Genomic DNA, 26,441 nt, shown 5'->3' on the forward strand with positions numbered 1-26,441 from the left:
TTTCATATTTAAGACAATCCGGGTTATTGCAGTACATTTATGAACTTCGGCTGGATAATGATGTGCCGAGGCGAGTCGGCCAGAGGCGATAAGCGACATTTTTCCGTAAGATATGCGCTTCTCTTTTTTGAAAGGGATACAAAGACAATAATACCAGGTAAGAAAATGCCTGGTTTACACCAGGCATTTCAGCAGACGAGAGCTATAGCGAAAATGCAAATAACGCTTTGACTTTTTTACCAAAAATCAGAACGGAATGTCGTCGTCAAAATCCATTGGCGGTTCGTTAGACGGCGCTGGCGCGGATTGCTGTGGACGTGACTGCGCGCCGCCGCTGAACTGGTTGCCGCCCTGCGGCTGCTGAGGTTGTTGCGGTTGACCCCAACCCCCCTGCTGCTGACCGCCTGCCGGTGCGCCGCCGCCCTGGCGACCACCCAGCATCTGCATCACGCCGCCGATCTGCGGAACGTTAATTTCAGTCGTATAGCGTTCCTGGCCACTCTGATCGGTCCACTTGCGAGTACGCAATTGACCTTCGATATACACCTGAGAACCTTTACGCAGATATTCGCCGGCCACTTCCGCCAGTTTGCCGAACATCACCACCCGGTGCCATTCAGTCTGCTCTTTCATTTCGCCGGTCTGCTTATCGCGCCAGGATTCAGAAGTAGCCAGCGTTAAGTTGGCGACAGCGCCGCCACTCGGCATATAGCGTACTTCCGGGTCCTGGCCCAGATTACCAACGAGAATCACCTTGTTTACGCCTCTGCTGGCCATAATTGAGTCTCCTGAATACGTTTCATAAATAGTGTAAACGCGTGAGTGTACCATTTCCACGTAGCATTTTAATAGCTGCGATGCAGGTTCCAGGTCACTCGCGCGAACCTCATATTGTTGCATACTTTAGCTGAAGATGCATTCCAATACTGTATATTCAAACAGGTTAAATTGTGTCATAATTAGCCGTTTCTGCCGTTTGTCCTTCAAACAAACCAGGCATCCGAGTCTCTACCGGGAAAGGTGAATGGATAAGATCGAAGTTCGGGGCGCCCGCACCCATAATCTCAAAAATATTAACCTCGTCATCCCCCGCGACAAACTGATTGTCGTGACCGGGCTTTCGGGTTCAGGCAAATCCTCACTGGCTTTCGACACTCTGTATGCCGAAGGGCAGCGTCGTTACGTTGAATCGCTCTCCGCTTACGCGCGGCAGTTTTTGTCGCTCATGGAAAAACCGGATGTCGACCATATTGAGGGGCTATCGCCCGCGATCTCAATTGAACAAAAATCGACATCGCACAACCCGCGCTCTACGGTGGGTACTATTACCGAGATCCACGACTACCTGCGCCTGCTGTTTGCCCGCGTGGGCGAGCCGCGTTGTCCAGATCATGACGTGCCGCTGGCGGCGCAAACCGTTAGCCAGATGGTCGATAACGTGCTGTCGCAGCCGGAAAGCAAACGTCTGATGCTGCTGGCGCCGATTATTAAAGAGCGTAAAGGCGAACACACCAAAACGCTGGAAAATCTGGCAAGCCAGGGTTACATTCGCGCCCGTATTGACGGCGAAGTCTGCGATCTCTCCGATCCGCCGAAGCTGGAGCTGCAAAAGAAACATACCATTGAGGTGGTGATCGATCGCTTCAAAGTTCGTAACGATCTTTCCCAACGCCTGGCGGAGTCGTTCGAAACGGCGCTGGAATTATCCGGCGGCACGGCGGTTGTTGCCGATATGGACGATGAGAAAGCGGAGGAGCTTCTGTTCTCCGCCAATTTTGCCTGCCCGATTTGCGGCTACAGTATGCGCGAGCTGGAACCGCGTTTGTTCTCGTTCAACAACCCGGCAGGCGCCTGCCCGACCTGTGACGGGCTCGGCGTTCAGCAATATTTCGATCCGGACCGCGTGATCCAGAATCCCGACCTGTCGCTGGCAGGCGGCGCGATTCGTGGTTGGGATCGTCGCAATTTTTACTACTTTCAAATGCTCAAGTCGCTGGCGGAACACTATAAGTTCGACGTGGATGCGCCGTGGGCAAGCCTCAGCGCCAACGTACATAAAGTCGTGCTGTACGGTTCCGGCAAAGAGAACATTGAATTTAAATATATGAACGATCGCGGCGATACTTCCGTGCGCCGCCATCCGTTCGAAGGCGTGCTGCATAATATGGAGCGCCGTTATAAAGAGACGGAATCCAGCGCGGTGCGCGAAGAGCTAGCGAAATTCATCAGTAATCGCCCCTGCGCCAGCTGTGAAGGAACGCGACTGAATCGCGAAGCGCGCCATGTATTTGTGGAAAATACGCCGCTGCCTGCTATTTCCGATATGAGCATTGGCCATGCGATGGATTTTTTCACTAATCTCAAGCTTTCCGGGCAACGAGCGAAAATCGCCGAAAAAGTGCTAAAAGAGATCGGCGATCGCCTCAAGTTTCTGGTGAACGTCGGCCTGAACTATCTCACGCTCTCCCGCTCGGCAGAGACGCTTTCCGGCGGCGAAGCCCAGCGTATTCGTCTGGCGAGCCAGATAGGCGCCGGGTTAGTCGGCGTGATGTATGTGCTGGATGAGCCGTCCATCGGTCTGCACCAGCGCGATAACGAACGGCTGCTGGGTACGCTGATTCATCTGCGCAATCTTGGCAATACCGTGATTGTGGTGGAACACGATGAAGACGCCATCCGCGCCGCCGACCATGTGATTGATATTGGCCCCGGCGCGGGCGTTCACGGCGGCGAGGTGGTGGCGGAAGGCCCGCTGGAAGCCATTATGGCGGTACCGGAATCACTGACCGGCCAGTACATGAGCGGTAAACGCAAAATTGAAGTGCCGAAACAACGCGTGCCGGCAAATCCAGAAAAAGTGCTCAAACTCACCGGCGCGCGCGGCAACAACCTGAAAGATGTGACCCTTACGCTACCGGTAGGGCTGTTTACCTGTATCACCGGCGTCTCGGGTTCCGGTAAATCGACGCTGATTAACGACACGCTGTTCCCCATCGCCCAGCGTCAGTTAAACGGGGCCACTATCGCCGAACCGGCGCCGTATCGGGATATTCAAGGGCTGGAACATTTCGATAAAGTGATTGATATCGACCAGAGCCCGATCGGGCGCACCCCGCGTTCCAACCCGGCGACCTATACGGGCGTCTTTACCCCGGTTCGCGAGCTTTTTGCTGGCGTGCCGGAGTCTCGCTCGCGCGGCTACACGCCAGGGCGATTCAGCTTCAACGTGCGCGGCGGTCGCTGCGAAGCGTGCCAGGGCGATGGCGTCATTAAAGTCGAAATGCACTTTCTGCCGGATATTTACGTGCCGTGCGACCAGTGCAAAGGCAAGCGCTATAACCGGGAAACGCTGGAGATTAAGTACAAAGGCAAGACCATCCACGAAGTGCTGGATATGACCATTGAAGAAGCGCGTGAGTTCTTTGATGCGGTTCCGGCGCTGGCGCGTAAGCTGCAGACGCTGATGGACGTGGGGCTGACCTATATCCGTCTTGGTCAGTCGGCGACGACGCTTTCCGGCGGCGAGGCCCAGCGCGTGAAGCTGGCGCGCGAACTGTCGAAGCGCGGCACCGGGCAGACGCTGTATATTCTCGACGAGCCGACCACCGGCCTGCACTTTGCCGATATTCAGCAGTTGCTTGACGTTCTGCATCAGTTGCGCGATCAGGGCAACACCATCGTGGTGATCGAACACAACCTGGACGTCATTAAAACGGCGGACTGGATTGTCGATCTCGGCCCGGAAGGCGGCAGCGGCGGCGGCGAAATTCTCGTCTCCGGTACGCCGGAAACCGTGGCGGAGTGCGAGGCGTCGCATACCGCCCGCTTCCTTAAACCTATGCTCAAATAACCTTCACGCCGCTTTCCGATTCGCCGGGAAGCGGCATCATTTTTCCTCATCCCACCTCATTGTATCCGTGTTGAGCATTTGTGATTTGCGTGCCGCCTCGCTCTGACATGTGATAGCGCAAACGGTCTGTTATGGAAAACACCATGAAGTTGCCCTACGCAATCACACTACTGCTGTGCCTGTTTTTATCCGCCTGTACGCTGCCTGACCGCTTTAGCGCCGTGGCTTTTCAACAACTGACGCTATTACAAGCGCGCTCAACCCGCTTCCTGCAGGACGCGGCGCGAATACCGTGGCAAAAAGAGACACTGCTCAAGGATGACCGCGATATCCGCCAGACATTTTTTCAGGCTGAGCGGGTCGCCCGTCAAGGTGGGGATAAACACCGACTCGATAATCTGGCGCTGCTGAAAAATCACTATTTGCGTCTTTATGCGCGGGTTATGCAACGTAAGCAACCACTTACTTACATCCAGGCTGAGAGATACCAACAGCAAAATAATCAGGTCTGGAAATTAGCCATACAGGGCGAGTGTCTGCATTGGGGCGCCCGCTGCACTCAGGGAGATGAAAATGGCGTCTATTAACGAAATACATAACCTGATGACCACCGCCCGGGCCGAACACCCTGTAGCCTCCTCGACGATGGCCGAGTTTATCCAGACGTATAAGCAGGCAAGAGAAGACAGCGACGACGGTATCCGCGAGTCCGCCGCGTTTATCGCCCGCGCGCTTCAGGAACATGCTCGCGGCTGGCTGGACGACGACGATATGATTATTCTGCTGGAAGGACAGCGGGACCTCGCCAGGCTACGCGCCAATAATGCGCAAATCGCCCTCGGCAGCCGTATCCGGTCTACGGTCATCCGCCTCATTGATATCGCCCTGGCGTTGTTGGTCGGCACGCTATAATCAGGACTGCGGCAACTGCTTGCGTTTATCTTCCGGCAGCGCATTTACCGCCTGTTGATAAGAGGCATCGACCAGATAATAGAGTTGTGAATCCGGCAGCGATCCGTCCAGATAGACCGTGCTCCAGTGCGCTTTATTAAGGTGCCGACTCGGTCGTACATCGCTGTGCTGCTGACGTAACAACTCTGCCAGTTCCGGGCTGGTTTTGAGAGAGGCTGCCGGGCGTCCTTCAACTTCTTTTACCATCGCGAAAAGTACATCTTCCACTTTAATTTGCGTCGCTTTCCAGTCGCTGTGGACGCTCTGCTCTGCGCCAGGTTTTGCCATGCAGTATTGCAGTAATTCCGAAATGGTCATTATCATTCCCCTTGTAGTGTCGCGATGATTTTACGTGGACCGCCGTGAATACGGTGCTCTCCCAACCAGATACCTTGCCATGTTCCTAACTGTAAACGCCCCTGGCGTACAGGCAGCAGCAACGAGACGCCCAATACTGACGACTTAATATGCGAAGGCATGTCATCCGCCCCTTCGTAATCATGTTCATACGCCGCATTATCGGGAACGGTTTTCAGGAAATGGCGCTCCATATCAGCGCGCACGGTGGGATCGCAGTTTTCGTTTAACGTCAGCGAGGCCGAGGTGTGTAGCAACAACAGATGCAGCAAACCCGTTTCGACAGGCGGTAAGCCAGACAATTTATCGATAATTTCATCTGTTATCAGATGAAACCCGCGCGGCTTCTCGCTCAGTGTAATGGTGCGCTGATACCACATAGGCTGCTCCTTCCTAAAAACAAACGTCTCCTGAATAGTGTGCAGCAAGTCTGGAAAAGGTAAAAGCCAGCGGGGCAAGTTTGTGCAAAAATCATGCAAAAAAGGAGAGCCTGACGCTCTCCTGATTTTTAGTACTCCGAGTTGACAATGACTTCCTCGCCAAACGCTCCTGCCTGCGGCAGCGGTTTGTAGGTGGAGTTAGCCGCGCGCAGGATGCGAATACCGCGGATACCACAATCACGAGCCGCGGTAATATCGTTATCCGAATCGCCGTAGAAGATACGCATGTTCTTCTCCTGCAGCCACTGTACTTTCGTATTTTGTTCCGGTTTATCGCCGGCGAAAATCACCGGATTCATATTCGCCGCCGGAATATGGAAGTTATCCGCCAGCGTTTTCGACACGGTTTCCGTTTTCGTCTGACTACGACCAGTGACAAAGTAAATACTGTCGCCACGGCGAACATGCATATCAATGAGCTGTCGGGCCACTTCTTTTGGAATACTGAACTCATCCCAGCCGTTGTTCATTTTTTCCCAAAAGGCCGGATTTTTCAGATAATCGTCGCTGTCCGGGGAATAGGTTTTCTTTCCGCGCCAGAATCCGGGGCTGGAAAATAACACGGTGTCGTCAATATCAAAGCCGACCGCCATCGGCGGGCGTCCGGTGAGGCTGTTTTCAATCTGGGCGACAGAGACCCAATGGACAGGCGCTTGTTCCGCGAGTTTTGCAACATTAGTGCCCGGATTGAGCGTCGAAGGGGAAGATACTAACGCATTCGCGGAATGGTTTAGCGTAAACAACAAACAGACGGCACTCAGCGCCAGGGTTATTTTTTTCATGCTTTTCCCTTAAAATTCAAAATATTATAATTATTAAGATGAGTCTTTGCTCAAAAAACTATCTGACCATAACGCCAGTAACGGTCAAAAGGAAGGATTATCTGCGGTTTTGTTACGAAAAAAGAGGATGATCACAACAGCTATTGTCAGACCGGAGGGCACTGTTATCGCCGTCCGGCCTGAATATTACATGACAGCGGCAAATGCCTTCGCCACGCGGTGTACATTTGAAGCATTAAGCCCGGCGACACACATGCGGCCACTGGCAATCAGGTAAACGCCAAACTCATCGCGCAACCGATCGACCTGCTCCTCGCTTAACCCGGTATAGCTGAACATACCGCGCTGCTGTAACAAGTAATCAAAGTTGCGGTCAGGCATCTCCGCCTTCAGCTCCTTCACCAGCGTCTGGCGCATCGATATAATGCGGTTACGCATCGCGTCGACTTCCGCCAGCCAGCCCGCTTTTAACGCCTCATCGCCCAGGACCGTAGCGACCACCTGAGCGCCGAAACACGGCGGACTGGAGTAAATTCGGCGCACCGTCGCTTTTAGCTGTCCCAGAACCCGCGCGGCAATTTCAGCATCTTCACACACCACGGACAGGCCGCCGACGCGCTCGCCGTACAGCGAGAAAATCTTCGAAAAAGAATTACTGACTAACGCAGGTAACCCGGCGCTGGCAATGGCGCGAATAGCGTAAGCATCCTCGTCCATGCCTGCGCCAAACCCCTGATAGGCAATATCAAGGAACGGAATCAGATCGCGCGCTTTCACTATTTCAATCACCGCATCCCATTGCGAAGGCGTTAAATCCGCCCCGGTCGGGTTGTGACAACAGGGGTGCAGCAGCACGATACTGCGCGCAGGTAACGTATTCAGCGTGGCCAGCAGATCGTTAAAACGGATGCCGTTAGTCGCGTCGTCATACCAAGGGTAAGTACTCACTTCGAATCCTGCCCCGGCAAATATCGCAATATGGTTTTCCCAGGTGGGGTCGCTCACCCATACGCCTGCGTCGGGGAAATAACGCTTAAGGAAATCCGCGCCTACTTTCAGCGCGCCGGAGCCGCCTAATGTCTGGATAGTGGCCACGCGCTGTTGCTGAAGAACCGGGTGATCGGCGCCAAAGAGCAAAGGCGCGATAGTATGGCGATAAGTATTGAGTCCTTCCATCGGCAGGTACAGCGAAGCGCCATGCGGCTGCGCGTTAAGCCGGGCTTCGGCTTCGGCCACCGTTTTAAGCTGTGGGATAATCCCGTCTTCGTTGTAATACAGGCCAATGCTCAGATTCACTTTGTCGTGACGGGAGTCGTCCTTAAAACGCTCCATCAGTGAAAGAATCGGATCGCCGGCATAGGCGTCAACTTTTTGAAACACGCGATGGTTCTCCAGGTTTACAGAGGGTAGGAAATAACACAATAAACCGGAAGGACGAGAAGATCGAGAGGATGTTGTGGTGGATGCGCATATTACCGGATGACGGCGTGAACGTCTTATCCGGCCTACAGCCAATGCGCGATACAAGCCGGATAAGCGCAAGCGCCACCCGGCCCGCCGCGTATTTAATCAATATACTTCATCGCCACCCTTGAGGTCAGGCGCGTGATAAGTTCGTAAGCACTTACTTTTGTCATTTCAGCGATACGTTCAACCGGCAGACCTTCACCCCATAAGACCACCGGATCGCCCGCGTTATCCTGCGCGTTTGGCCCCAAATCCACGCAAATCATATCCATCGCCACCCGCCCGACAATCGGGACTTCACGACCATTGACCAGTACTGGCGTACCGGAAGGCGCCGCTCGTGGGTAGCCATCGCCATACCCCATCGCCACCACGCCCAGGCGCGTGTCGCGCTCACTCACCCATGTCCCGCCGTAGCCCACCGGTTCGCCCGCTTTGTGGTCACGCACCGCGATCAAACTGGAGGTTAAGGACATCACCGGCTGAAAACCAAAATCCGGCCCCCAGGGTTTGTGCTCCAGCGGCGATACGCCATACAAAATGATGCCCGGACGCGCCCAGTCAAAGTGAGACTGCGGCCACAGCAGGATACCGCCAGACGCGGCAATAGAGCGCTGACCGGGTTTACCCTGACAGAAGGCATTAAAAATGTCGAGCTGATGTTCGGTAGCGCCGCATTCCGGCTCATCCGCACGGGCAAAATGGCTGACGATATTCACCGGCTGGCGTACATTTTTACAGTGCGTCAGACGCTGGTAGAACGCCTCCGCCTCTTCGGGACGCACGCCGAGACGATGCATACCGGTATCCAGTTTCATCCAGACCGTTACCGGCTCCGCCAGCTCCACCGCCTCCAGGGCGGCAAGCTGCTCTTGATTATGTACGGCGGTATGCAGACATTGCGCGGAAATGGTCGGCAGATCGGCGGCGTCGAAAAAACCCTCCAGCAGCAGGATAGGCTGCGTGATCCCGCCCGCTCGCAGACGTAGAGCCTCTTCAAGACGCGCCACGCCAAAAGCGTCAGCATCAGGGAGCGTTCGCGCGGTCTCCAGAAGACCGTGTCCATAAGCGTTCGCTTTCACCACCGCAACCAGCTTACTGGCAGGCGCCAGTTCACGCAGACGTTGCAGGTTGTGTCGCAGAGCGCGGCGGTTAATGACGACTGTTGCCGCTTGCATTTGAATTCCTTGTTAAAAGAATGACGGAGAGTTACTCATCATCGTATTGCGGTCCCGCATAGTTATCGAAGCGCGACCACTGACCATTGAACGTCAGACGAACCGTACCGATAGGACCGTTACGTTGCTTACCAATAATAATTTCAGCAATGCCTTTTAAGTCGCTGTTCTCGTGATAAACCTCATCACGGTAGATAAACATAATTAAGTCGGCATCCTGTTCAATAGAGCCGGATTCACGCAGGTCGGAGTTCACCGGACGTTTATCCGCGCGTTGTTCCAGGGAGCGGTTAAGCTGCGATAGCGCCACGACCGGCACCTGGAGTTCCTTCGCCAGCGCTTTCAACGAGCGAGAAATTTCGGCGATTTCCAGAGTACGGTTATCAGAAAGCGACGGCACACGCATCAATTGCAGGTAGTCGATCATAATCAGACTTAACCCGCCATGTTCGCGGAAAATACGCCGCGCGCGCGAACGGACTTCTGTCGGCGTAAGACCTGAGGAGTCGTCAATATACATATTGCGTTTCTCCAGCAGAATGCCCATCGTGCCGGAGATTCGCGCCCAGTCTTCATCATCAAGTTGACCGGTACGAATACGTGTCTGATCGACGCGGGACAGCGAGGCCAGCATACGCATCATGATCTGTTCGCCGGGCATCTCCAGGCTGAAGATCAGTACCGGTTTATCCTGCAACATCGCCGCATTTTCGCAGAGGTTCATCGCAAAAGTGGTTTTACCCATGGAGGGGCGCGCCGCGACGATAATCAAATCCGAACGCTGTAACCCTGCCGTCTTTTTATTGAGATCCTGATAGCCGGTATCCACGCCTGTAACGCCATCGTGCGGTTGCTGGAACAACTGCTCAATACGCGCCACGGTGGCGTCAAGAATCTGGTCGATGCTTTTCGGACCTTCGTCTTTGTTGGCCCGGTTTTCCGCGATCTGGAAGACGCGCGACTCCGCCAGATCCAGCAGTTCGTCGCTATTGCGCCCCTGTGGATCGTAACCGGCGTCCGCAATTTCATGCGCCGCCGCGATCATATCGCGGACCACGGCGCGTTCGCGCACAATGTCCGCATAAGCACTGATGTTCGCCGCGCTTGGCGTGTTTTTAGACAACTCCGCCAGATAGGCGAAACCGCCGACGCTGTCCAGTTGGCCCTGCCGCTCCAGCGATTCCGCGAGCGTAATCAGGTCGATAGGACTGCCGCTTTCCTGCAAGCGCCCCATCTCTGTAAAGATATGGCGATGCGGGCGGGTATAGAAATCTTCCGCCACCACGCGCTCGGCCACATCGTCCCAGCGCTCGTTATCCAGCATTAAACCGCCCAACACCGACTGTTCCGCTTCAATCGAGTGCGGCGGCACTTTTATCCCGGCAACCTGCGGATCGCGGTCGCGGGCATCAGTCTGTGGTTTGTTGAAGGGTTTATTTCCTGCCATAGTGAATGGAGTTACCGAGATAGTGATTGGGTCGAAAGATTACCACATTTCTTTTGGAGGAAGCATGGCAACGCGTATTGAATTTCACAAGCATGGTGGTCCGGAAGTGCTTCAGACCGTGGAGTTTACGCCAGCGGAACCGGCGGAACACGAAATCCAGGTTGAGAACAAAGCCATTGGTATCAACTTCATCGACACCTATATCCGTAGCGGACTCTATCCGCCCCCGTCGTTGCCTGCGGGCCTGGGAACCGAAGCTGCGGGTGTGGTCAGTAAAGTCGGCAACGGCGTGGAGCACATTCGCGTGGGCGATCGCGTCGTCTACGCGCAGTCAACGCTCGGCGCTTACAGTTCCGTCCATAACGTCCCCGCAGATAAAGCCGCGATTTTACCTGACGCCATTTCCTTCGAACAGGCGGCAGCCTCTTTTCTCAAGGGGTTGACCGTTTTTTACCTGTTGCGCAAAACCTATGAAGTGAAACCCGACGAACCCTTCCTGTTTCATGCCGCTGCGGGCGGCGTCGGTCTGATCGCCTGCCAGTGGGCGAAAGCGCTGGGCGCGAAGCTTATCGGTACCGTCGGTAGCGCGCAAAAAGCGCAGCGGGCGCTGGACGCCGGTGCCTGGCAGGTAATTAATTACCGTGAGGAGAGTATTGTCGAACGGGTAAAAGAGATCACCGGCGGCAAAAAAGTCCGCGTGGTCTATGACTCCGTGGGGAAAGATACCTGGGAGGCCTCACTGGACTGCCTGCAACGTCGGGGACTGATGGTCAGTTTCGGCAATGCGTCCGGCCCCGTCACCGGCGTGAATTTAGGTATTCTGAATCAGAAAGGTTCCCTGTATGCCACGCGACCTTCACTACAGGGGTATATTACGACGCGTGAAGAACTGACCGAAGCCAGCAATGAATTGTTCTCATTGATCGCCAGCGGCGTGATTAAAGTCGATGTGGCTGAAAATCAACGCTATGCGTTAAAAGATGCCCGTCGCGCGCATGAAGTGCTGGAAAGCCGGGCCACACAGGGCTCAAGCCTGCTGATTCCGTAATAGCTCTGCAAAGAAATTGGGCTTCCACCCGGGAAGCCCTTTCTTTTTTTGTTCGGCTGTATGTAGGGTACAGCGCGATGAATTCGTTACCTGCGCAATCATGACAGATTTAATAATCGATTCCTATTTGCCTGTGAGGGCAAAGTTCCAGGTTGTGACGAACCGCTCAATACCTTAGTAAAACCGACGGTTATTGCGCTGATACTGTGGGATTTTTGGCGTTTTTACTGCTTTGATCACCCACACCACAGCCACCGCCAGCAGTAGCCACGGTAACAGCTTGATCATCAGGGCGAACATTCCACCCAGGAACATGACGGCAGTCGCTACAACCAGCGCGGCCAGAATGCCCAGCAAGGAGACGCCCGTCACCATTAACATCAGAAAAAAGCCAAGCATAAAAAGTAGTTCCAGCATAGTCGCTCCCCATAAAGATGGCATTGCCCGGCGGCACGGCGCTTACCGGGTTTGGTCAGGTAAGCTATTACAAAAATCATGCCAATATTTATGTTTTTGATATATAAAGAAAACGCCCTGCAAGACTGCACAGAGCGTGGTGAGATTGACTAATTTTTGGCGAACTTTTAACGCTTGTCTGCTACCAGTTTTAGCGCCTGCTCCAGTACAGCAACATCCGCGCCAGCTTTATGGGCGTTTTCGCTCAGATAGCGACGCCACTGCCGCGCGCCGGGGATGCCCTGGAACAACCCCAGCATATGGCGAGTGATATGCCCCAGATACGCTCCTTGGCTCAATTCACGCTCAATATAGGGATACATCGCGCGAACCACCGTAACCGGGTCGGCATCGGTGGTATCGGCGCCGAAAATCTCCCGATCCACCGCGGCCAGTATACCCGGATTCTGATAAGCTTCGCGGCCAACCATGACGCCATCCATATGGCGCAGGTGCTCCTTCGCCTCTTCCAGAGATTTGATGCCGCCGTTAATGGACATGGTCAGGTGCGGAAAATCCCGCTTTAGCTGATAGACGCGCGGGTAATCCAGCGGCGGGATCTCACGATTTTCTTTCGGGCTTAAGCCAGAAAGCCAGGCTTTGCGCGCATGGATAATAAACATCTCGCATTCGCCCTGACCGGAAACCGTATTAATGAAATCACACAGGAACGCATAACTGTCCTGATCGTCAATACCAATGCGGGTTTTTACCGTCACCGGAATCGAGACGACATCACGCATGGCTTTAACACAATCGGCGACCAGTTGCGCATTGCCCATCAAACAGGCGCCAAACATACCATTTTGCACGCGATCGGAAGGGCACCCCACGTTGAGGTTAATTTCATCGTAGCCACGCGCTTCCGCCAGCTTTGCACAATGCGCAAGCTGAGCCGGATCGCTTCCACCAAGCTGTAGAGCGACCGGATGCTCTTCTTCGCTATAAGCCAGATAGTCACCCTTACCGTGAATAATCGCGCCCGTGGTCACCATTTCGGTGTAGAGCAGCGTCTGGCGAGACAGCAAACGCAGGAAATAGCGGCAATGTCTGTCCGTCCAGTCGAGCATAGGCGCGATGGAGAAGCGATAAGCAGGTAAAGCGGAGGACTGGGTTTCAGGCTGCATGGCGAATAAATAAGCATCCGGTTAAAAAAGGGGCGTTACTATAGCATAACGCTAAACCGGAGGCGTAGCGCCTCCGGTGAAAGCACCTCAGAATGTCATTGTAAGCTGCGCGCCTGCCCCCCAGGTTTCATCTTCGCCGTACAGTCCCATTAAATCGAGATGCACACGGTTAAAGGGCGCAAAGCCAAGACCGCCGGTAACCACATTGCTATCGTTATTTTTCACATCCGCACGATACCCTGCGCGCACCGCCAGCCATGACAACGGTCGAACTTCAGCGCCGACACCCACGTACCGTGAATTGTCTTCGCTCTTAAAGCCTTTCGTTTCCGTCAGATCGCCATCGGCGCTTACGGTCAGCAAATCGTTATGCCATGCGACGCCCGCGGTAACCAGGGGGCGGATTTGGTATGTATCTTTGTAGTTGGTGGTTTCTCCCGTCATACCATTAGTGATGTAAATATCTTTCGTATCGATATCGCGAGATACCAGATTTTGCCCGCTCAGCCCCAGCGTCCAGTTTTCACCGATATCGGCAGCAAGCCCCGCATCAATGTTAAAACCCGTATCGTCATTGCGATAACGGCTGCTATTCCAGTCGCTACTGTCGTAGTTATAAATTGAGGTGGTGTAGTTATAGAGCCAGGTTTTTTGCAGTTTTGGCGTAACGCCAATGGAAACAGGCACCTCGCCCACCACAAACTGCTTCGCCAGCGCAATACCGTAGTCAGATACAATCGCTACCCGCCCCGACGCGGTAGAGTTTAAATGCTTTGTAATTTCGTCAGACCCCAGCAAAGCAGCGCGTCCTGCTTCACGAAGCGCGACACGTTCATCATGCTGGATATCGCGCAGATACTGAATATCGTTCTGATCAATGGACGAACTCACGCGCCCATGCGCATAACCTTTGGCGATAAACGCCACGGAAAGCGTTTGCCCTGGAATACTTACCGCCAACCCGGCGCCGGCATTGGCGCGGGCGGTTTTTCCGTTGAGATATTCCAGCTCATCGGCCAGGTCGCGCGCGGCGCCCTGAAATTGATTCAGCACGCCTCGCGGATTGAGCAGAATTTGCCCCAGCGTAAGGTTATCGACGACCTCATCGTAGTAATCCACTTTATCGCTGATATCGTCAATTTCATCCTGGAGATTGTCTTTATCCGTAATCTGGACGCCGACCGCAGGAAGGACAACAGTGATATTGTCTTCCGGTTTGGCTTTTGCCAGTAACGCCGGATTTAACAGTACTCCGCTGCCATAATTCGCGGACGCAACGCCCGTCCCGCCCATTGCGTCATTACGCGCTTCCGTCCAGGTATTGGCGGCGCTCGCCTGCTTTGCCATAAAAAGCGAGACCGCGATAGCAATCAGTGAAAGTTTGACGTTTTTGTTCACAGTTAGCCCATCTTATTATCAGGTGAAGTAATCCCTCCGCCACGCTTTACCGGACAGAGGCGAACTATTGCTGTGAAATAGTGATGTTAAATCCTGTTGTTATAATATCGACCCTCATTAGGTATAGATGAGAATACTGGCGCGGAAAAGCTTAGCAGGCGATATATTGTCGCGGGGTAATTTCAGAGTTTTAAGCAGCTCGTGGTAAAGTAACGGATTAGACTTTCATGCCATTCGAGGTGCTACATGGAAAAGACCACAACGCAAGAGTTACTGGCGCAAGCTGAAAAACTCTGCGCGCAGCGCAACGTGCGCCTGACGCCTCAGCGCCTCGAAGTGCTGCGCCTGATGAGTCTGCAGCAGGGTGCAATCAGCGCATACGATTTGCTCGATTTGCTGCGCGAAACGGAACCACAGGCCAAACCGCCCACCATCTACCGCGCGCTGGATTTTTTGCTCGAACAGGGTTTTGTCCATAAAGTGGAATCCACCAATAGTTATGTGGTTTGCCACCTGTTCGACCAGCCGACGCACAGCTCGGCCATGTTTATCTGCGATCGTTGTGGCGTGGTGAAGGAAGAGTGTGCCGAGGGCGTGGAAGACATCATGCATACGCTGGCGGCTAAAATGGGCTTTGCGCTACGACATAACGTTATTGAGGCGCACGGTCTGTGCCCTGCGTGCGTAGAAGTGGAAGCGTGTCGCCATCCGGGCGACTGTGGTCACGATCACTCGGTGCTGGTGAAGAAAAAACCGCGTTAGCCTGAACGGAAAAAGGGGCGGCAGTAGAGAGGGGCACGCCCGCATTCATAAGCAAACAGGGGGAAGCACATCCATGTACTCCTGGTAGGGGAAAACATATTACCAGCGATAGTTGTTACGGGTTTCCCAGTCAACAACCTCTTTTTCCGCCTGATCTTTCTGGTAACCGTAACGCTCCTGGATTTTACCTACCAGTTGGTCGCGTTTACCTTCGATAACGGTCATATCGTCATCGGTCAGTTTGCCCCATTGTTCTTTCATTTTACCTTTAAACTGTTTCCAGTTACCGCCGGCTTCGTCTTTATTCATCATCTTGTCCTCATCATTCGGTTAAGAATAGCAGGTGTTATTCGCCCAAATGCACTGCAATTTCTGCTGGACGTGATAATAATTGTAGGCAGGAATTCGGCCTTCGGTTTTATATTCAGAATTTTTAACCGTCACGATCTGGCAAACCATGTACCCTCGCGCCAGTGACGACGCCAGATAAGGCTCAACGACAGACCGCGAAGCGCCAGGAACACGGTTAATGCCAGCCATAAACCATGATTTCCTAATACCGGCAGGGCGAAGAGCGTCAGCGCGAATCCTCCCGCGGCGACTGCCATGCTATTGCGCATTTCGGCGGCGCGCGTCGCGCCAATAAACATACCGTCGAGCAGATAGCACCATACGCCCACCAGCGGTAATACCACCTGCCAGATAAGATACCGATCCGCCAGTAGCTGTATTTGCGGTAATGAGGTCAGTAACGCGACAATATGTTCGCCTGCCAGGGCATAGACTGTGGAAAACAACAAGGCCACAATTCCTGACTGACGACACGCCGCTCGCCAGACGTCCAGTAGCTTGCTACCGTCACGCGCGCCGTAAGCCTGACCGGAGTGCGCCTCCACCGCATAAGCAAAACCGTCCAGCGCATAGGCCGTAAAGGTGAGTAAGGTCATCAGGACTGCATTTACCGCGATAATATCGCTGCCCAGCCGCGCGCCTGACACCGTGATTGCGCCAAAACAAAGCTGAAGGAGCAATGAGCGCAGCATAATATCGCGATTGAGCGCCAAAAGGCGGCGCACGTTGCCGCGCCAGGCCTGTTTTAGCATATCCAGCGACACACCGCGGAGATGGAGAACTTTACGTACCATCATGAGGCCGATCAGTAACGTGGCATATTCTGCGATGACCGTCGCCAGGGCGGCGCCCTGCACGTTCATATGAAGCCCCATCACCAGCCACAGGTCGAGCGCGATGTTGAGGATATTGCCCACGACCAACAAGATAACCGGCGCCCGCGCATACTGAACGCCTAACAGCCACCCGAGCAGCACCAGATTCGCCAGTGACGCGGGAGCGCTTAGCCAACGAATTTCAAGGAAGCGTCTCGCCTGCACCAGGACAGCGTCGTTCCCGCCGACAATATGTAAAGCCAGCTCGATAAGCGGCGTGCGAAATAGCACAATCATCACGCCAGCGCCCAGCGCCAGCAATAACGGTTGAATGAGCGCCCGGGCTAACGCCTGCGGATTTTTGGCGCCAAATGCCTGCGCCGTTAGTCCGGTGGTGCTCATACGTAGAAATAGCAGCAGCATGAAAAGAAAGCTGGTGGCAGTCGCGCCCACCGCCACGCCGCCAAGGAAAACCGGGCTGTCCAGATGACCAATCACCGCCGTATCGACCAGCCCCAGTAAGGGGACGGTGATGTTAGAAAAAATCATCGGCAGCGCGAGACGCCAGAGAGCTTTATCAGAGGAGGTAAAAAGCGGCATGGAGAAAAGCCTGACAAGGAGTTAAAGGAAACGAGCGCATTGCCGGATGGCGACGTAACGCCTTATCCGGCCTACAAATTAATCATCTCAGGAACTGCATTCCCGTAGGCCTGATAAGCGCAGCGCCATCAGGCTGCACGATTGCCGGATGACGGCTTACAAGGAGATTAAAAAGAGATTACAACCATTCCCCGTTGCGAATGACGCCTACCGCCAGCCCTTCAATCGTAAAGCTTTGTTCGCGCAGATCCACCACTATCGGTGTAAACTCGCTGTTTTCCGGCAGCAGCTCCACTTTATTGCCCTGCTTTTTCAGGCGTTTTACTGTCACTTCATCGTCAATGCGAGCGACAACCACCTGGCCATTACGGACGTCCTGCGTTTTATGTACCGCCAGCAAATCCCCATCCATAATACCGATGTCTTTCATCGACATACCGCTTACGCGCAGCAGGAAATCGGCGCTGGGTTTGAACAGTGAAGGATCGACCTGGTAATGGCCTTCAATATGCTGCTGCGCCAGAAGCGGTTCACCCGCCGCGACACGCCCGACAAGCGGTAATCCGTCCTCTTCTTCCTGTAACAGACGGATACCTCGCGATGCGCCGGAAACGATTTCAAGCACCCCTTTGCGCGCCAGCGCCTTAAGGTGTTCTTCCGCCGCGTTTGGGGAACGGAACCCCAAACGCTGCGCGATTTCCGCACGCGTCGGTGGCATACCTGTCTGGCTGATGTGATCCCGGATGAGATCAAACACCTCTTGTTGCCTGGCCGTTAACGCTTTCATTCCGCCCCCTGGGTGTATATACAGTCATGCTGTGAGTATATACAGTTAAAGGTGATTTTGGAACCACAAACGGCGCAAAAAACAAGAGATTTATAAAATTTGGAACCTTTATCGAAAATGTGACCATAACAGGATGCCCCAGGTCATCAGGGCAACGAAAATAGACAGTAGCACCGCAGCCGATCCCATATCTTTCGCACGGCCGGAAAGCTCATGGTATTCAGAACCGATGCGGTCCACGACCGCTTCAATAGCGCTGTTGAGGATTTCAACAATCATGATAAGTAAAACGGAACCTATCAATAACACACGGGTAATCGCATCCACATCCAGCCAGCAGGCGATGATGACGCCCAGCAATACCGCGATACTTTCCTGGCGAAACGCTGCTTCGTGAGTCCATGCGGCGCGAAATCCTTTCCAGGAATATCCTGCCGCTTTGATAATTCTGGTGAATCCAGTGGTATTATTGGCCATCAAAAGAACCTTTTTACATTATTAACGTCAATGACATTATACGGTTGCCCTGCACGATTCGGACTGCCGTAACGCAGCGCGAAGTATGACGGGATACAACAGAAATTCGCTAAACTTTCTGATATCCTTGCACCGCATTTGCATTATTAACCAGAGGCTTTACATCGTTTATGTCCGGCTGGCCACGAATTTACTACAAATTACTGAATTTACCATTAAGCATACTGGTAAAAAGCAAGTCTATTCCGGCGGAACCCGCCCAGGAATTGGGGCTCGATACTTCTCGCCCCATTATGTATGTCTTGCCATACAACTCAAAAGCGGACTTACTGACGCTGCGGGCGCAATGTCTGGCGCACGATCTCCCGGATCCGCTGGAGCCGCTGGAGATCGACGGCGCGCTGCTGCCACGCTATGTATTTATTCACGGCGGACCGCGTGTCTTTACCTATTACACGCCAAAAGAAGAGTCGGTGAAACTTTTTCACGATTATCTCGATCTGCATCGGAGTAATCCGGCTTTGGACGTGCAGATGGTGCCCGTTTCCGTGATGTTTGGCCGCGCGCCGGGTCGTGAAAAGGGAGAAGATAACCCGCCTTTACGTATGCTGAACGGCGTACAGAAATTCTTTGCCATCTCCTGGCTGGGTCGCGATAGCTTTGTCCGATTCTCGCCGTCCGTCTCATTGCGTCGCATGGCTGATGAACACGGCACCGATAAAATCATCGCGCAGAAGCTGGCTCGCGTGGCGCGTATGCACTTTGCCCGCCAGCGCCTGGCGGCGGTTGGCCCACGCCTGCCCGCCCGTCAGGATCTGTTTAACAAACTGCTGGCCTCGAAAGCGATCGCCCGCGCGGTAGAAGACGAAGCGCGCAGTAAAAAAATCTCTCATGAAAAAGCGCAGCAAAACGCCATTGCGCTGATGGAAGAGATCGCGGCGAACTTCTCTTACGAGATGATTCGTTTGACCGACAGGATTTTGGGGTTTACCTGGAACCGACTGTACCAGGGGATTAACGTGCATAACGCCGAGCGCGTACGCCAACTGGCGCACGACGGGCATGAAATCGTCTATGTGCCCTGTCACCGCAGCCATATGGACTATTTGCTCCTTTCTTATGTGCTGTACCATCAGGGGCTGGTTCCGCCGCACATTGCCGCCGGTATTAACCTTAATTTCTGGCCCGCTGGCCCGATTTTCCGTCGTCTGGGCGCGTTCTTTATTCGTCGCACCTTTAAGGGGAATAAACTCTATTCCACCGTCTTTCGCGAATACCTGGGCGAGCTGTTCAGCCGCGGTTACTCGGTTGAGTATTTTGTCGAAGGAGGACGTTCGCGTACCGGACGTTTGTTAGACCCGAAAACCGGCACCCTGTCGATGACTATCCAGGCGATGCTGCGCGGCGGTACCCGTCCAATTACGTTAGTGCCTATTTACATCGGCTATGAGCACGTCATGGAAGTGGGCACCTATGCGAAAGAACTGCGCGGCGCGACAAAAGAGAAAGAGAGCCTGCCGCAGATGCTGAAAGGCTTGAGCAAGCTGCGCAATCTGGGTCAGGGCTACGTTAACTTTGGCGAACCGATGCCGCTCATGACGTACCTGAACCAGCATGTGCCGGAGTGGCGCGAATCTATCGACCCTATAGAGGCCATACGCCCAGCCTGGCTGACGCCGACGGTAAATAGTATCGCCGCCGATCTGATGGTGCGTATTAACAACGCTGGCGCGGCAAACGCGATGAACCTGTGTTGTACCGCGCTGTTAGCGTCGCGTCAGCGCTCGCTCACCCGCGAGCAGCTCACCGAGCAGCTTGATTGCTATCTAGATCTGATGCGCAATGTTCCTTATTCCACAGACTCAACCGTTCCTGCCGCCAGCGCTGGCGAGCTCATCGCTCACGCGCTGCAGATGAATAAGTTTGAGGTCGAGAAAGACACCATTGGCGATATCATCATCCTGCCGCGCGAGCAGGCGGTGTTGATGACCTATTATCGTAACAATATCGCGCATATGTTGATTATGCCTTCGCTGATGGCGGCGATTATCACCCAGCATCGTCGCATTTCGCGTGATGCGTTGCAGCAGCATGTTGAAGCGCTCTATCCGATGTTAAAAGCGGAGCTGTTCCTGCGCTGGGAGCGCGAGGAGTTAGCCTCGGTCATTGACGCTCTGGCCAGTGAAATGCAGCGTCAGGGGCTAATTACCCTGCAGGATGATGAACTGCATATCAACCCGACGCATTCCCGTACGCTGCAGCTGCTGGCGGCAGGCGCGCGTGAAACGCTACAGCGTTATGCCATTACGTTCTGGCTGTTGAGCGCCAATCCGTCCATCAACCGCAGTACGCTGGAGAAAGAAAGCCGTACCGTGGCGCAACGTCTGTCTGTCCTGCACGGTATTAACGCGCCGGAGTTTTTCGACAAAGCGGTGTTCAGTTCACTCGTGTTGACGCTACGGGATGAGGGTTATATCAGTGATACGGGCGATGCCGAACCGGCAGAAACGATGAAGATATATCAGATGCTTGCCGATCTGATTACCTCTGATGTCCGTCTGACGATTGAAAGCGCGACGCAGGGCGAGTAAGCCAGTGCCTGAAATGCCCGATGGCGTAAGCTTATCGGGCAACTGATATGACGTATTGAAAATTTTGGCTTTGTAGGCCGGGTCCGCCCGGCATGACATCAGAAGTGCCAGTAACTCATCGCCAGCCCTAAAAATAGCACCAGGCCAACGTAGTTATTGTTCATAAAGGCTTTAAAGCAGGCTTCACGCTCACGGTTCGCAATCAGTTTTTGCTGGTAGACAAACAGCGCGCCCGCCACCAGCACAGCCCAGTAATATCCCCATCCCAGACCATTCAACCAGCCGATCAGCGCCATTAACGCCATGACGCCAAGCTGCAGAATCCCGATAATCAATGTGTCATAACGACCAAACAAGATCGCCGTCGATTTAATGCCTATCTTGATATCATCATCTCTGTCGACCATCGCATATTGCGTATCGTAAGCCACTGCCCAGAGAATATTGGCGAGGAACATCAGCCAGCAGCTCAACGGCAGGGATTCGCTCACCGCGGCGAACGCCATGGGGATTGACCAGCCGAAAGCGGCCCCCAGCACGACCTGCGGCAGGTGGGTATAGCGTTTCATAAAGGGATAAACCCAGGCCAACGCCAGCGCCGCCACGGAAAGCAGAATCGTCATGGCGTTCAGCGTCAGCACCAACAGAAACGCCAGCAGCACCAGCACCACAAACAGGTTGCGCGCTTCTTTCTCTGTCACGGCGCCGCTGGGTAAAGGTCGGTTGACCGTACGTTTTACATGTCCGTCAAATTTACGATCGGCATAATCATTCACCACGCAGCCCGCCGCGCGCATTAACCACACGCCAGCGACAAAAACTGCCAAAATCCACAGCTGAGGCATACCCGGCGTCGCCACCCATAGCGCCCAAAGCGTCGGCCAGAGCAGCAGCAACGCGCCAATAGGCTTATCTGTACGCATCAAACGGTGAAACGCCAGCAGCTTACTCTGCGTCAGACTCCACTCCATCTTTATCTTCCTCTCAGTACAGCGGCGATGCAGGTAAAAAAAGCTCGGTAAGCAACAGCGGTTTTCCGCTCAACCGCAGTCGAGAGCGGCGCCCCCACAGCGTTGCATCGCGTCCAATTTCAATAAAATCGCGGGTCAGTGTCGATGATGTAAATAGATAACGTCCAAGCGGGGTTTTACCCAGATGTTGTAAGACCTGTTCAGGTCCGCATAGCGTGGATTCCGGTACCACGGTACGTCCGGCAAGCCAGGGCTCGCCGTCAGCGCAAAGCAGTATCTCACGTAACCAGTAGCGGGATTCTGATGGCAGTAAACCTGATGCTTCCTCGACCTCACTTTGGCCGACAAACGCTTCCCGAATCAGCGTCACGCTTACCCGCTTTCCCTGCTGCTCAAAACGTTTAGTCATAGAATCTTCCAGCAACAGCCAGTCCAGCAAATGGGGTTCAAGCGCAGGAATCGCATCAAAATAGCGCAGCGCACGCAGTCGCGTTAACGCAGGGTGTGACATGCCTTACTCTCCGATTCATAACCTAAAGTCATTGTATCTCAGAAAAGACATTACGGGGGGCGCAATCACAATTAAGTGATCTGTTGCGCAACAAAAAAATAACAATTCGCATGAAATGACAAAAAAAGGTGCGCCAGGAGACGCACCAGTTGCTGCAAAATCAGCACTGTGGGGAAACAATTACCCCTTGCCTTTTACACTGCTGATAAAGGTGGAACGGGCAGATGTCGATCCCAGACGTTCGGCCTCATCAAGCAGTTTCAGCGCTTTATCGACGTCGCCTTTCGCTACGGCATCCTTAATCGCTTTATTAAAGTAGCTTTCCGTATCGTTCAACATCGGTTCGCTTTTCTTCGGCGCGACTGGCGCTGGCGCAGCGACCGGCGCGGCGGTATTGCCTACCGTTACCGGCCCGGTACCGGACGAGCCAAACAACGGCCCGACCAATACGCTGGAGCTACTGTTGGTTTTCACCTTCAGTTTCACTACGCCATCAGTGGTATGGCGAGCAACTGGATCGGGAATATCCGGGATAGAGTTACCGACGCCTTTGGCATAGGCTTTTGCCGGATCGAGCAGCGTAGTAGTTTGCTGAAGATCTTTTTCGGTCGTAAACACCAGAACATAGAGTTTCTGCTGCCCCAACGCAGGCGTCAGGCGCATCACGCCTTCCAGCCGGTCTGCGCTCATGACGCCCGGCTGCTGATAAGTAAAGTAACTGCTGGGGAAGAACGCCGAAGGCGTCATATTTTGGTCAAGAATCAACACGTTTGGCGCAAAAACGCTGGCTTGCTTATTGACCTCGCTGGTCAGAGTTAATGTCAGCTCGCCGATATTCGCCGGAACGCTATAAGCGGCGACCGGGCCGGTAATGCCGGCGACGTCAAGGCGCTGGCCGCCCGTCGCCAGTTGGGTAGACTGCGTTTTTGACTGATCTACAGGCGTCCAGGTTAATTGCTGTAGCGCAGCAGCAGGAATAGCGGGCGCGGCGCTGGTATTTTGCGGTACATAGTTCACTTCCGCCAGGCTGATACCCGGCACGCTGGCGAACAGCCCTGCGGTTAAACAGAGGGCGACGAAACTTTTCTTCATTTTCATTATTCTCACCTCAATAAGGCGGGTTCAGCGGTAGCCAGGCAATAGCGCGCCAACCCAAACATATCGCCGAATGGCGGCTGGCGCCTTATTCGGCTTACAAGCATCATCAGACCTGATGTTTCAGAGGGGCTTGCGCCCCTCGTTACGTCAGATGACCATCGTATTACCACCAGATTTCCATCTGGGCGCCGAAGGTCCACTCATCGCTATCGCCACGGCTGTTGGTGGAAATGCCGGAGTTAGTCGCTGCGGCATAACGGGAAATGTTATCGCCGTCTTTGATATAGCCCCATTTCTCATCCCATTTCGCGTAGGTGGCGAAAATACGGATAGCCGGACGCGACCAGATGCTGTCGCCCGCCTGCCACTGTTGCGCCAGGGTGATTTTATATTGATTGTTACGATCGCCGGTCTGCTGAGATTTCACGTTGTCGTAGCCGACTTCCAGCAGGGTGCTCATGATTGGCGTCCACTTGTACATTGGACGTACACCCACGGTCCACCACTCAGTACCCAGGTTATTATCCCAATCGATATTCTGGTACATACCGACGTACATCAAATCCCATTTATCACCAAGCGAGATGGCGCCATGATCCAAAATACGCCACATATCGCCATTATTATTGATGACCTTATTGGCATAATTAATTTTGGTTCCATCAGGCAATTCTTCAGTGAAAGATGAAGAACCGTCGGAACCACGCGCCTGGCCTTTACCCTGCGTGGTCATGGCATCGGTGGCATATTGCACGACAAACTTGTTATAGCCTTTCAACATGCTTTGCGTGTGTTCGGCGGTGAACATCCAGCCGTCTTTCGATGCCCCATCAGCCAGCTTATAACCATCGGTCGTATTGGCGCGACCGTAATCAACGCCCAGCTCCAGTACGCCGTCCGGGTTCGTTTGCAGACCAGCCAGACGTACGTCAAAGACGTCGTTAGCGGTATCTTTCACTTCATCATAAATATTCTGGCTGCTGAAGGTGTAAGAGCCGCCCGCTTCAGTAGAGCGGGTCGCCGCCAGTGAAAGCTTACCGAAGCCCAGATCGATATTTTCGATACCCGCGCCAGGACCTGAAATATCCCAGTAGTAGAAGTCGATCATGTGTACGTCATGACGCTGATAGAAGCGCTTACCGGCCCAGATGGTAGAGCCCGGCAGCCATTCAATCAGGTTTTTACCCTGCACGTTCGCTTCGCGGAAGGCGGGATCGGTCGATTCCCAGTCGTTCTGCTGGTTAACCGAATAAGCGACGTTGGTGTCGAAATAGAAGCTCTTATCGCCCTCTTTCCACACTTCCTGGCCCAGTTTCAGTTCCGCATAGGTTTCACATTCGTTACCGAGACGGTATTTACTTTGGGCACCTGTTGCCTGGAAACATTGTTGTTCGCCGCCGCTTCCCGTCCAGCCAATACCGGAACGGGCGTAACCGTGGAAATCGACAGCCATTGCCTGAGCGGACATTACGCCCGCTGCGACAGCAACTGCCAGTGGGAGTTTGCGCAGAGTAATCATCATTCTATCTCCTGAGATCATTGCTTTTCTTTAAACGCTGCCACCTTCTAAAACTGCGAATGGTTTTGCGTTTCGTTTTTTTATGGAGGCCTTAAACACCCGGCTCTTGATGCAGACGACGACATGCGCTGCCATCCTCGCGGAACAGATGACAGCGCTCTGGCGGCAGGCCGATAGCGAATGTGGCGCCCTCTTCTACCAACACCACGTCATTCTGGCGATAAACCAGGTTTTGACGGATGGCGGGGATCTGGATATGAATTTGTGTTTCGTGCCCTAACTGCTCGACCACCTGGACTTCGCCTTCCAGGGTGACATCGGCGATATCGCTCGGCAGCAGGTGTTCCGGCCGAATGCCTAAAGACATATTGGCGCCGACCTGCACGCCGCGACTTTCGACCGGCAGCCAGATTTGCTGGCGATTCGGCAGTTCGACCTGGACTTGTTCAATCGCGGTGGCGGTCACTTTCACCGGCAGGAAGTTCATCTTCGGCGAGCCGATGAAGCCCGCGACAAAGCGGTCCGCCGGATAGTGGTACAGCTCCAGCGGCTTACCGACCTGAGCGACGCGACCGGCGTCCAGCACCACGATTTTGTCGGCCAGGGTCATCGCCTCGACCTGATCGTGGGTGACGTAAATCATCGTGCGGCCCAGACGTTTATGCAGGCGAGAAATTTCAATACGCATCTGCACGCGCAGCGCGGCGTCCAGGTTAGAGAGCGGTTCGTCCAGCAAAAACACACGCGGCTCCGCTACCAGCGTGCGGCCAATCGCTACGCGCTGACGCTGACCGCCGGAAAGCGCTTTTGGCTTACGTTCCAGCAGATGCGCCAGTTGCAGCACTTCCGCCACCTGATTGACGCGTTGATTCATTACCTCTTTTTTGGCGCCCGCCAGCTTGAGGCCGAAAGACATGTTTTCTGCAACGGAGAGATGGGGATAGAGCGCATAAGACTGGAATACCATGCCCACGCCGCGCTCGGCAGGCGGAATATCATTCATACGGGTTTCCCCGATAAACAGGTCGCCACTGGTGATGGTTTCAAGCCCGGCGATCATACGCAGCAAGGTCGATTTACCACAGCCTGACGGTCCGACAAACACCACGAACTCCCCGTCATGGATATCGAGGTTAATATCTTTCGATACCACCACGTCACCCCAGGCTTTCGTTACATTTCGTAGCTGTACGCTCGCCATGCCCTTCTCCCTTCGTTACAACCTGTCATTGACAGCAACATTCATGATGGCCTGACTATGCGCGATCCCTGACTGGGGTAAATCCTCCACCCCCCGGCTTTTTTATGGGGGAGGAGGCGGGAGGATGAGGACACAGCGCCTGAGACCACGGGCGCGGACAGAAAAGGAATTTCGTGATGCCGCCCGCAAAAATCGGCGTGTTTTTATGTGCGCCAGCACGCATTACTCACATTTATGTAACACAGATCACATAAAGC

Annotated in this window: 26 protein-coding genes; 6 read left to right on the top strand and 20 right to left on the bottom strand. The window is 53.9% G+C overall.

Annotated features, from left to right (window positions below):
• Window positions 1-246: 246 nt before the first annotated feature.
• Window positions 247-777, bottom strand: a complete 531-nt coding sequence (gene ssb1, locus NBA72_RS14395) for a single-stranded DNA-binding protein SSB1 (protein ID WP_000168322.1) — start codon at window positions 775-777, stop codon at window positions 247-249.
• Between the two features lie 247 nt (window positions 778-1,024).
• On the opposite strand from ssb1, the gene uvrA reads away from it, so the two are divergent.
• The 3 genes from uvrA to NBA72_RS14410 all read left to right on the top strand — a co-directional run bounded on the left by uvrA (window position 1,025) and on the right by NBA72_RS14410 (window position 4,762).
• Window positions 1,025-3,850: an excinuclease ABC subunit UvrA gene (gene uvrA / locus NBA72_RS14400; RefSeq protein WP_042949349.1), complete on the top strand. Its 2,826-nt coding sequence runs from the start codon at window positions 1,025-1,027 to the stop codon at window positions 3,848-3,850.
• Between the two features lie 131 nt (window positions 3,851-3,981).
• Window positions 3,982-4,437: a hypothetical protein gene (locus tag NBA72_RS14405; RefSeq protein ID WP_077917571.1), complete on the top strand. Its 456-nt coding sequence runs from the start codon at window positions 3,982-3,984 to the stop codon at window positions 4,435-4,437.
• Window positions 4,424-4,762 carry a hypothetical protein gene (locus NBA72_RS14410; RefSeq protein ID WP_000146589.1) on the top strand — a complete coding sequence of 113 codons (339 nt, stop codon included), beginning with the start codon at window positions 4,424-4,426 and terminating at the stop codon, window positions 4,760-4,762. The genes NBA72_RS14405 and NBA72_RS14410 overlap by 14 nt, the downstream gene beginning before the upstream one ends.
• On the opposite strand, the gene NBA72_RS14415 is transcribed toward NBA72_RS14410, so the two are convergent.
• The 6 genes from NBA72_RS14415 to dnaB all read right to left on the bottom strand — a co-directional run bounded on the left by NBA72_RS14415 (window position 4,763) and on the right by dnaB (window position 10,472).
• On the bottom strand, window positions 4,763-5,119 hold the full coding sequence (locus NBA72_RS14415; RefSeq protein ID WP_000155665.1) for an MmcQ/YjbR family DNA-binding protein: 357 nt from the start codon (window positions 5,117-5,119) through the stop codon (window positions 4,763-4,765).
• A gap of 2 nt (window positions 5,120-5,121) precedes the next feature.
• Window positions 5,122-5,538 carry a secondary thiamine-phosphate synthase enzyme YjbQ gene (locus NBA72_RS14420; protein WP_000270392.1) on the bottom strand — a complete coding sequence of 139 codons (417 nt, stop codon included), beginning with the start codon at window positions 5,536-5,538 and terminating at the stop codon, window positions 5,122-5,124.
• Window positions 5,539-5,666: 128 nt separating this feature from the next.
• Window positions 5,667-6,380, bottom strand: a complete 714-nt coding sequence (aphA, locus tag NBA72_RS14425; protein WP_000724435.1) for an acid phosphatase AphA — start codon at window positions 6,378-6,380, stop codon at window positions 5,667-5,669.
• Between the two features lie 186 nt (window positions 6,381-6,566).
• Window positions 6,567-7,760, bottom strand: coding sequence for an aromatic amino acid transaminase (tyrB, locus tag NBA72_RS14430; RefSeq protein WP_000486909.1), 1,194 nt, complete (start codon window positions 7,758-7,760; stop codon window positions 6,567-6,569).
• Window positions 7,761-7,945: 185 nt separating this feature from the next.
• A complete protein-coding gene (gene alr / locus NBA72_RS14435; RefSeq protein ID WP_001147297.1) occupies window positions 7,946-9,025 on the bottom strand; it encodes an alanine racemase in 1,080 nt (359 codons plus the stop codon).
• A 31-nt stretch (window positions 9,026-9,056) separates the two neighbouring features.
• Window positions 9,057-10,472: a replicative DNA helicase gene (gene dnaB / locus NBA72_RS14440; RefSeq protein WP_042949357.1), complete on the bottom strand. Its 1,416-nt coding sequence runs from the start codon at window positions 10,470-10,472 to the stop codon at window positions 9,057-9,059.
• Window positions 10,473-10,536: 64 nt separating this feature from the next.
• Here dnaB and NBA72_RS14445 point away from each other — a divergent pair, with 64 nt between their 5' ends.
• Window positions 10,537-11,520: a quinone oxidoreductase gene (locus tag NBA72_RS14445; RefSeq protein WP_000235550.1), complete on the top strand. Its 984-nt coding sequence runs from the start codon at window positions 10,537-10,539 to the stop codon at window positions 11,518-11,520.
• A gap of 174 nt (window positions 11,521-11,694) precedes the next feature.
• On the opposite strand, the gene pspG is transcribed toward NBA72_RS14445, so the two are convergent.
• The 3 genes from pspG to NBA72_RS14460 all read right to left on the bottom strand — a co-directional run bounded on the left by pspG (window position 11,695) and on the right by NBA72_RS14460 (window position 14,501).
• Window positions 11,695-11,937 carry an envelope stress response protein PspG gene (gene pspG / locus NBA72_RS14450; RefSeq protein WP_042949359.1) on the bottom strand — a complete coding sequence of 81 codons (243 nt, stop codon included), beginning with the start codon at window positions 11,935-11,937 and terminating at the stop codon, window positions 11,695-11,697.
• Window positions 11,938-12,104: 167 nt separating this feature from the next.
• Window positions 12,105-13,103 carry a tRNA dihydrouridine(20/20a) synthase DusA gene (gene dusA, locus NBA72_RS14455; protein WP_001182234.1) on the bottom strand — a complete coding sequence of 333 codons (999 nt, stop codon included), beginning with the start codon at window positions 13,101-13,103 and terminating at the stop codon, window positions 12,105-12,107.
• 87 nt (window positions 13,104-13,190) lie between these two features.
• Complete coding sequence (locus NBA72_RS14460) at window positions 13,191-14,501, bottom strand: conjugal transfer protein TraF (RefSeq protein WP_042949363.1); 1,311 nt, start codon at window positions 14,499-14,501, stop codon at window positions 13,191-13,193.
• 246 nt (window positions 14,502-14,747) lie between these two features.
• Between NBA72_RS14460 and zur the strand changes: the two genes are divergently transcribed.
• Window positions 14,748-15,263, top strand: coding sequence for a zinc uptake transcriptional repressor Zur (zur, locus tag NBA72_RS14465; protein WP_000416271.1), 516 nt, complete (start codon window positions 14,748-14,750; stop codon window positions 15,261-15,263).
• Between the two features lie 99 nt (window positions 15,264-15,362).
• Here zur and NBA72_RS14470 read toward each other — a convergent pair whose 3' ends face one another.
• The 5 genes from NBA72_RS14470 to NBA72_RS14490 all read right to left on the bottom strand — a co-directional run bounded on the left by NBA72_RS14470 (window position 15,363) and on the right by NBA72_RS14490 (window position 18,293).
• On the bottom strand, window positions 15,363-15,572 hold the full coding sequence (locus tag NBA72_RS14470) for a CsbD family protein (protein WP_001030592.1): 210 nt from the start codon (window positions 15,570-15,572) through the stop codon (window positions 15,363-15,365).
• A gap of 21 nt (window positions 15,573-15,593) precedes the next feature.
• Entirely contained in the window at window positions 15,594-15,707 is a 114-nt protein-coding gene (locus NBA72_RS14475; protein WP_001575282.1) for a hypothetical protein, read from the bottom strand.
• Window positions 15,704-17,029, bottom strand: coding sequence for an MATE family efflux transporter DinF (dinF, locus tag NBA72_RS14480; RefSeq protein WP_001128113.1), 1,326 nt, complete (start codon window positions 17,027-17,029; stop codon window positions 15,704-15,706). Before dinF ends, NBA72_RS14475 begins: the two co-directional genes overlap by 4 nt.
• Before the next feature lie 178 nt (window positions 17,030-17,207).
• Window positions 17,208-17,816 carry a transcriptional repressor LexA gene (lexA, locus tag NBA72_RS14485; protein ID WP_000646079.1) on the bottom strand — a complete coding sequence of 203 codons (609 nt, stop codon included), beginning with the start codon at window positions 17,814-17,816 and terminating at the stop codon, window positions 17,208-17,210.
• Window positions 17,817-17,924: 108 nt separating this feature from the next.
• Window positions 17,925-18,293, bottom strand: coding sequence for a diacylglycerol kinase (locus tag NBA72_RS14490; RefSeq protein ID WP_000002900.1), 369 nt, complete (start codon window positions 18,291-18,293; stop codon window positions 17,925-17,927).
• A gap of 170 nt (window positions 18,294-18,463) precedes the next feature.
• Between NBA72_RS14490 and plsB the strand changes: the two genes are divergently transcribed.
• A complete protein-coding gene (plsB, locus tag NBA72_RS14495) occupies window positions 18,464-20,884 on the top strand; it encodes a glycerol-3-phosphate 1-O-acyltransferase PlsB (protein WP_000017360.1) in 2,421 nt (806 codons plus the stop codon).
• Between the two features lie 98 nt (window positions 20,885-20,982).
• On the opposite strand, the gene ubiA is transcribed toward plsB, so the two are convergent.
• The 5 genes from ubiA to malK all read right to left on the bottom strand — a co-directional run bounded on the left by ubiA (window position 20,983) and on the right by malK (window position 26,184).
• Window positions 20,983-21,855, bottom strand: coding sequence for a 4-hydroxybenzoate octaprenyltransferase (gene ubiA, locus NBA72_RS14500; RefSeq protein WP_000455249.1), 873 nt, complete (start codon window positions 21,853-21,855; stop codon window positions 20,983-20,985).
• 13 nt (window positions 21,856-21,868) lie between these two features.
• Window positions 21,869-22,366: a chorismate lyase gene (gene ubiC, locus NBA72_RS14505; RefSeq protein WP_000019230.1), complete on the bottom strand. Its 498-nt coding sequence runs from the start codon at window positions 22,364-22,366 to the stop codon at window positions 21,869-21,871.
• Window positions 22,367-22,546: 180 nt separating this feature from the next.
• Window positions 22,547-23,464 (bottom strand): maltose operon protein MalM, encoded by a 918-nt coding sequence (malM, locus tag NBA72_RS14510; protein WP_001749156.1) that lies wholly within the window; start codon window positions 23,462-23,464, stop codon window positions 22,547-22,549.
• 163 nt (window positions 23,465-23,627) lie between these two features.
• Complete coding sequence (locus NBA72_RS14515) at window positions 23,628-24,986, bottom strand: maltoporin (protein ID WP_000973642.1); 1,359 nt, start codon at window positions 24,984-24,986, stop codon at window positions 23,628-23,630.
• A gap of 88 nt (window positions 24,987-25,074) precedes the next feature.
• Window positions 25,075-26,184 carry a maltose/maltodextrin ABC transporter ATP-binding protein MalK gene (gene malK, locus NBA72_RS14520; protein WP_000179176.1) on the bottom strand — a complete coding sequence of 370 codons (1,110 nt, stop codon included), beginning with the start codon at window positions 26,182-26,184 and terminating at the stop codon, window positions 25,075-25,077.
• Window positions 26,185-26,441 lie beyond the last annotated feature (257 nt).

Origin of the sequence: Salmonella sp. NW1250 (assembly GCF_051812965.1) — a bacterium.
In the GTDB taxonomy this organism is placed as follows: domain Bacteria; phylum Pseudomonadota; class Gammaproteobacteria; order Enterobacterales; family Enterobacteriaceae; genus Salmonella; species Salmonella enterica.

Coding starts and splice junctions, on each gene's coding strand:
- ubiC (WP_000019230.1), bottom strand. CDS start 22,366: ATGTCACACCCTGCGTTAACGCGACTGCGTGCGCTGCGCTATTTTGAT.
- NBA72_RS14445 (WP_000235550.1), top strand. CDS start 10,537: ATGGCAACGCGTATTGAATTTCACAAGCATGGTGGTCCGGAAGTGCTT.
- zur (WP_000416271.1), top strand. CDS start 14,748: ATGGAAAAGACCACAACGCAAGAGTTACTGGCGCAAGCTGAAAAACTC.
- malK (WP_000179176.1), bottom strand. CDS start 26,184: ATGGCGAGCGTACAGCTACGAAATGTAACGAAAGCCTGGGGTGACGTG.
- ubiA (WP_000455249.1), bottom strand. CDS start 21,855: ATGGAGTGGAGTCTGACGCAGAGTAAGCTGCTGGCGTTTCACCGTTTG.
- NBA72_RS14415 (WP_000155665.1), bottom strand. CDS start 5,119: ATGACCATTTCGGAATTACTGCAATACTGCATGGCAAAACCTGGCGCA.
- dusA (WP_001182234.1), bottom strand. CDS start 13,103: ATGCAGCCTGAAACCCAGTCCTCCGCTTTACCTGCTTATCGCTTCTCC.
- aphA (WP_000724435.1), bottom strand. CDS start 6,380: ATGAAAAAAATAACCCTGGCGCTGAGTGCCGTCTGTTTGTTGTTTACG.
- ssb1 (WP_000168322.1), bottom strand. CDS start 777: ATGGCCAGCAGAGGCGTAAACAAGGTGATTCTCGTTGGTAATCTGGGC.
- dnaB (WP_042949357.1), bottom strand. CDS start 10,472: ATGGCAGGAAATAAACCCTTCAACAAACCACAGACTGATGCCCGCGAC.
- NBA72_RS14490 (WP_000002900.1), bottom strand. CDS start 18,293: ATGGCCAATAATACCACTGGATTCACCAGAATTATCAAAGCGGCAGGA.
- dinF (WP_001128113.1), bottom strand. CDS start 17,029: ATGCCGCTTTTTACCTCCTCTGATAAAGCTCTCTGGCGTCTCGCGCTG.
- NBA72_RS14470 (WP_001030592.1), bottom strand. CDS start 15,572: ATGAATAAAGACGAAGCCGGCGGTAACTGGAAACAGTTTAAAGGTAAA.
- NBA72_RS14410 (WP_000146589.1), top strand. CDS start 4,424: ATGGCGTCTATTAACGAAATACATAACCTGATGACCACCGCCCGGGCC.
- malM (WP_001749156.1), bottom strand. CDS start 23,464: ATGAAAATGAAGAAAAGTTTCGTCGCCCTCTGTTTAACCGCAGGGCTG.
- uvrA (WP_042949349.1), top strand. CDS start 1,025: ATGGATAAGATCGAAGTTCGGGGCGCCCGCACCCATAATCTCAAAAAT.
- lexA (WP_000646079.1), bottom strand. CDS start 17,816: ATGAAAGCGTTAACGGCCAGGCAACAAGAGGTGTTTGATCTCATCCGG.
- plsB (WP_000017360.1), top strand. CDS start 18,464: ATGTCCGGCTGGCCACGAATTTACTACAAATTACTGAATTTACCATTA.
- NBA72_RS14515 (WP_000973642.1), bottom strand. CDS start 24,986: ATGATGATTACTCTGCGCAAACTCCCACTGGCAGTTGCTGTCGCAGCG.
- alr (WP_001147297.1), bottom strand. CDS start 9,025: ATGCAAGCGGCAACAGTCGTCATTAACCGCCGCGCTCTGCGACACAAC.
- NBA72_RS14420 (WP_000270392.1), bottom strand. CDS start 5,538: ATGTGGTATCAGCGCACCATTACACTGAGCGAGAAGCCGCGCGGGTTT.
- NBA72_RS14405 (WP_077917571.1), top strand. CDS start 3,982: ATGGAAAACACCATGAAGTTGCCCTACGCAATCACACTACTGCTGTGC.
- pspG (WP_042949359.1), bottom strand. CDS start 11,937: ATGCTGGAACTACTTTTTATGCTTGGCTTTTTTCTGATGTTAATGGTG.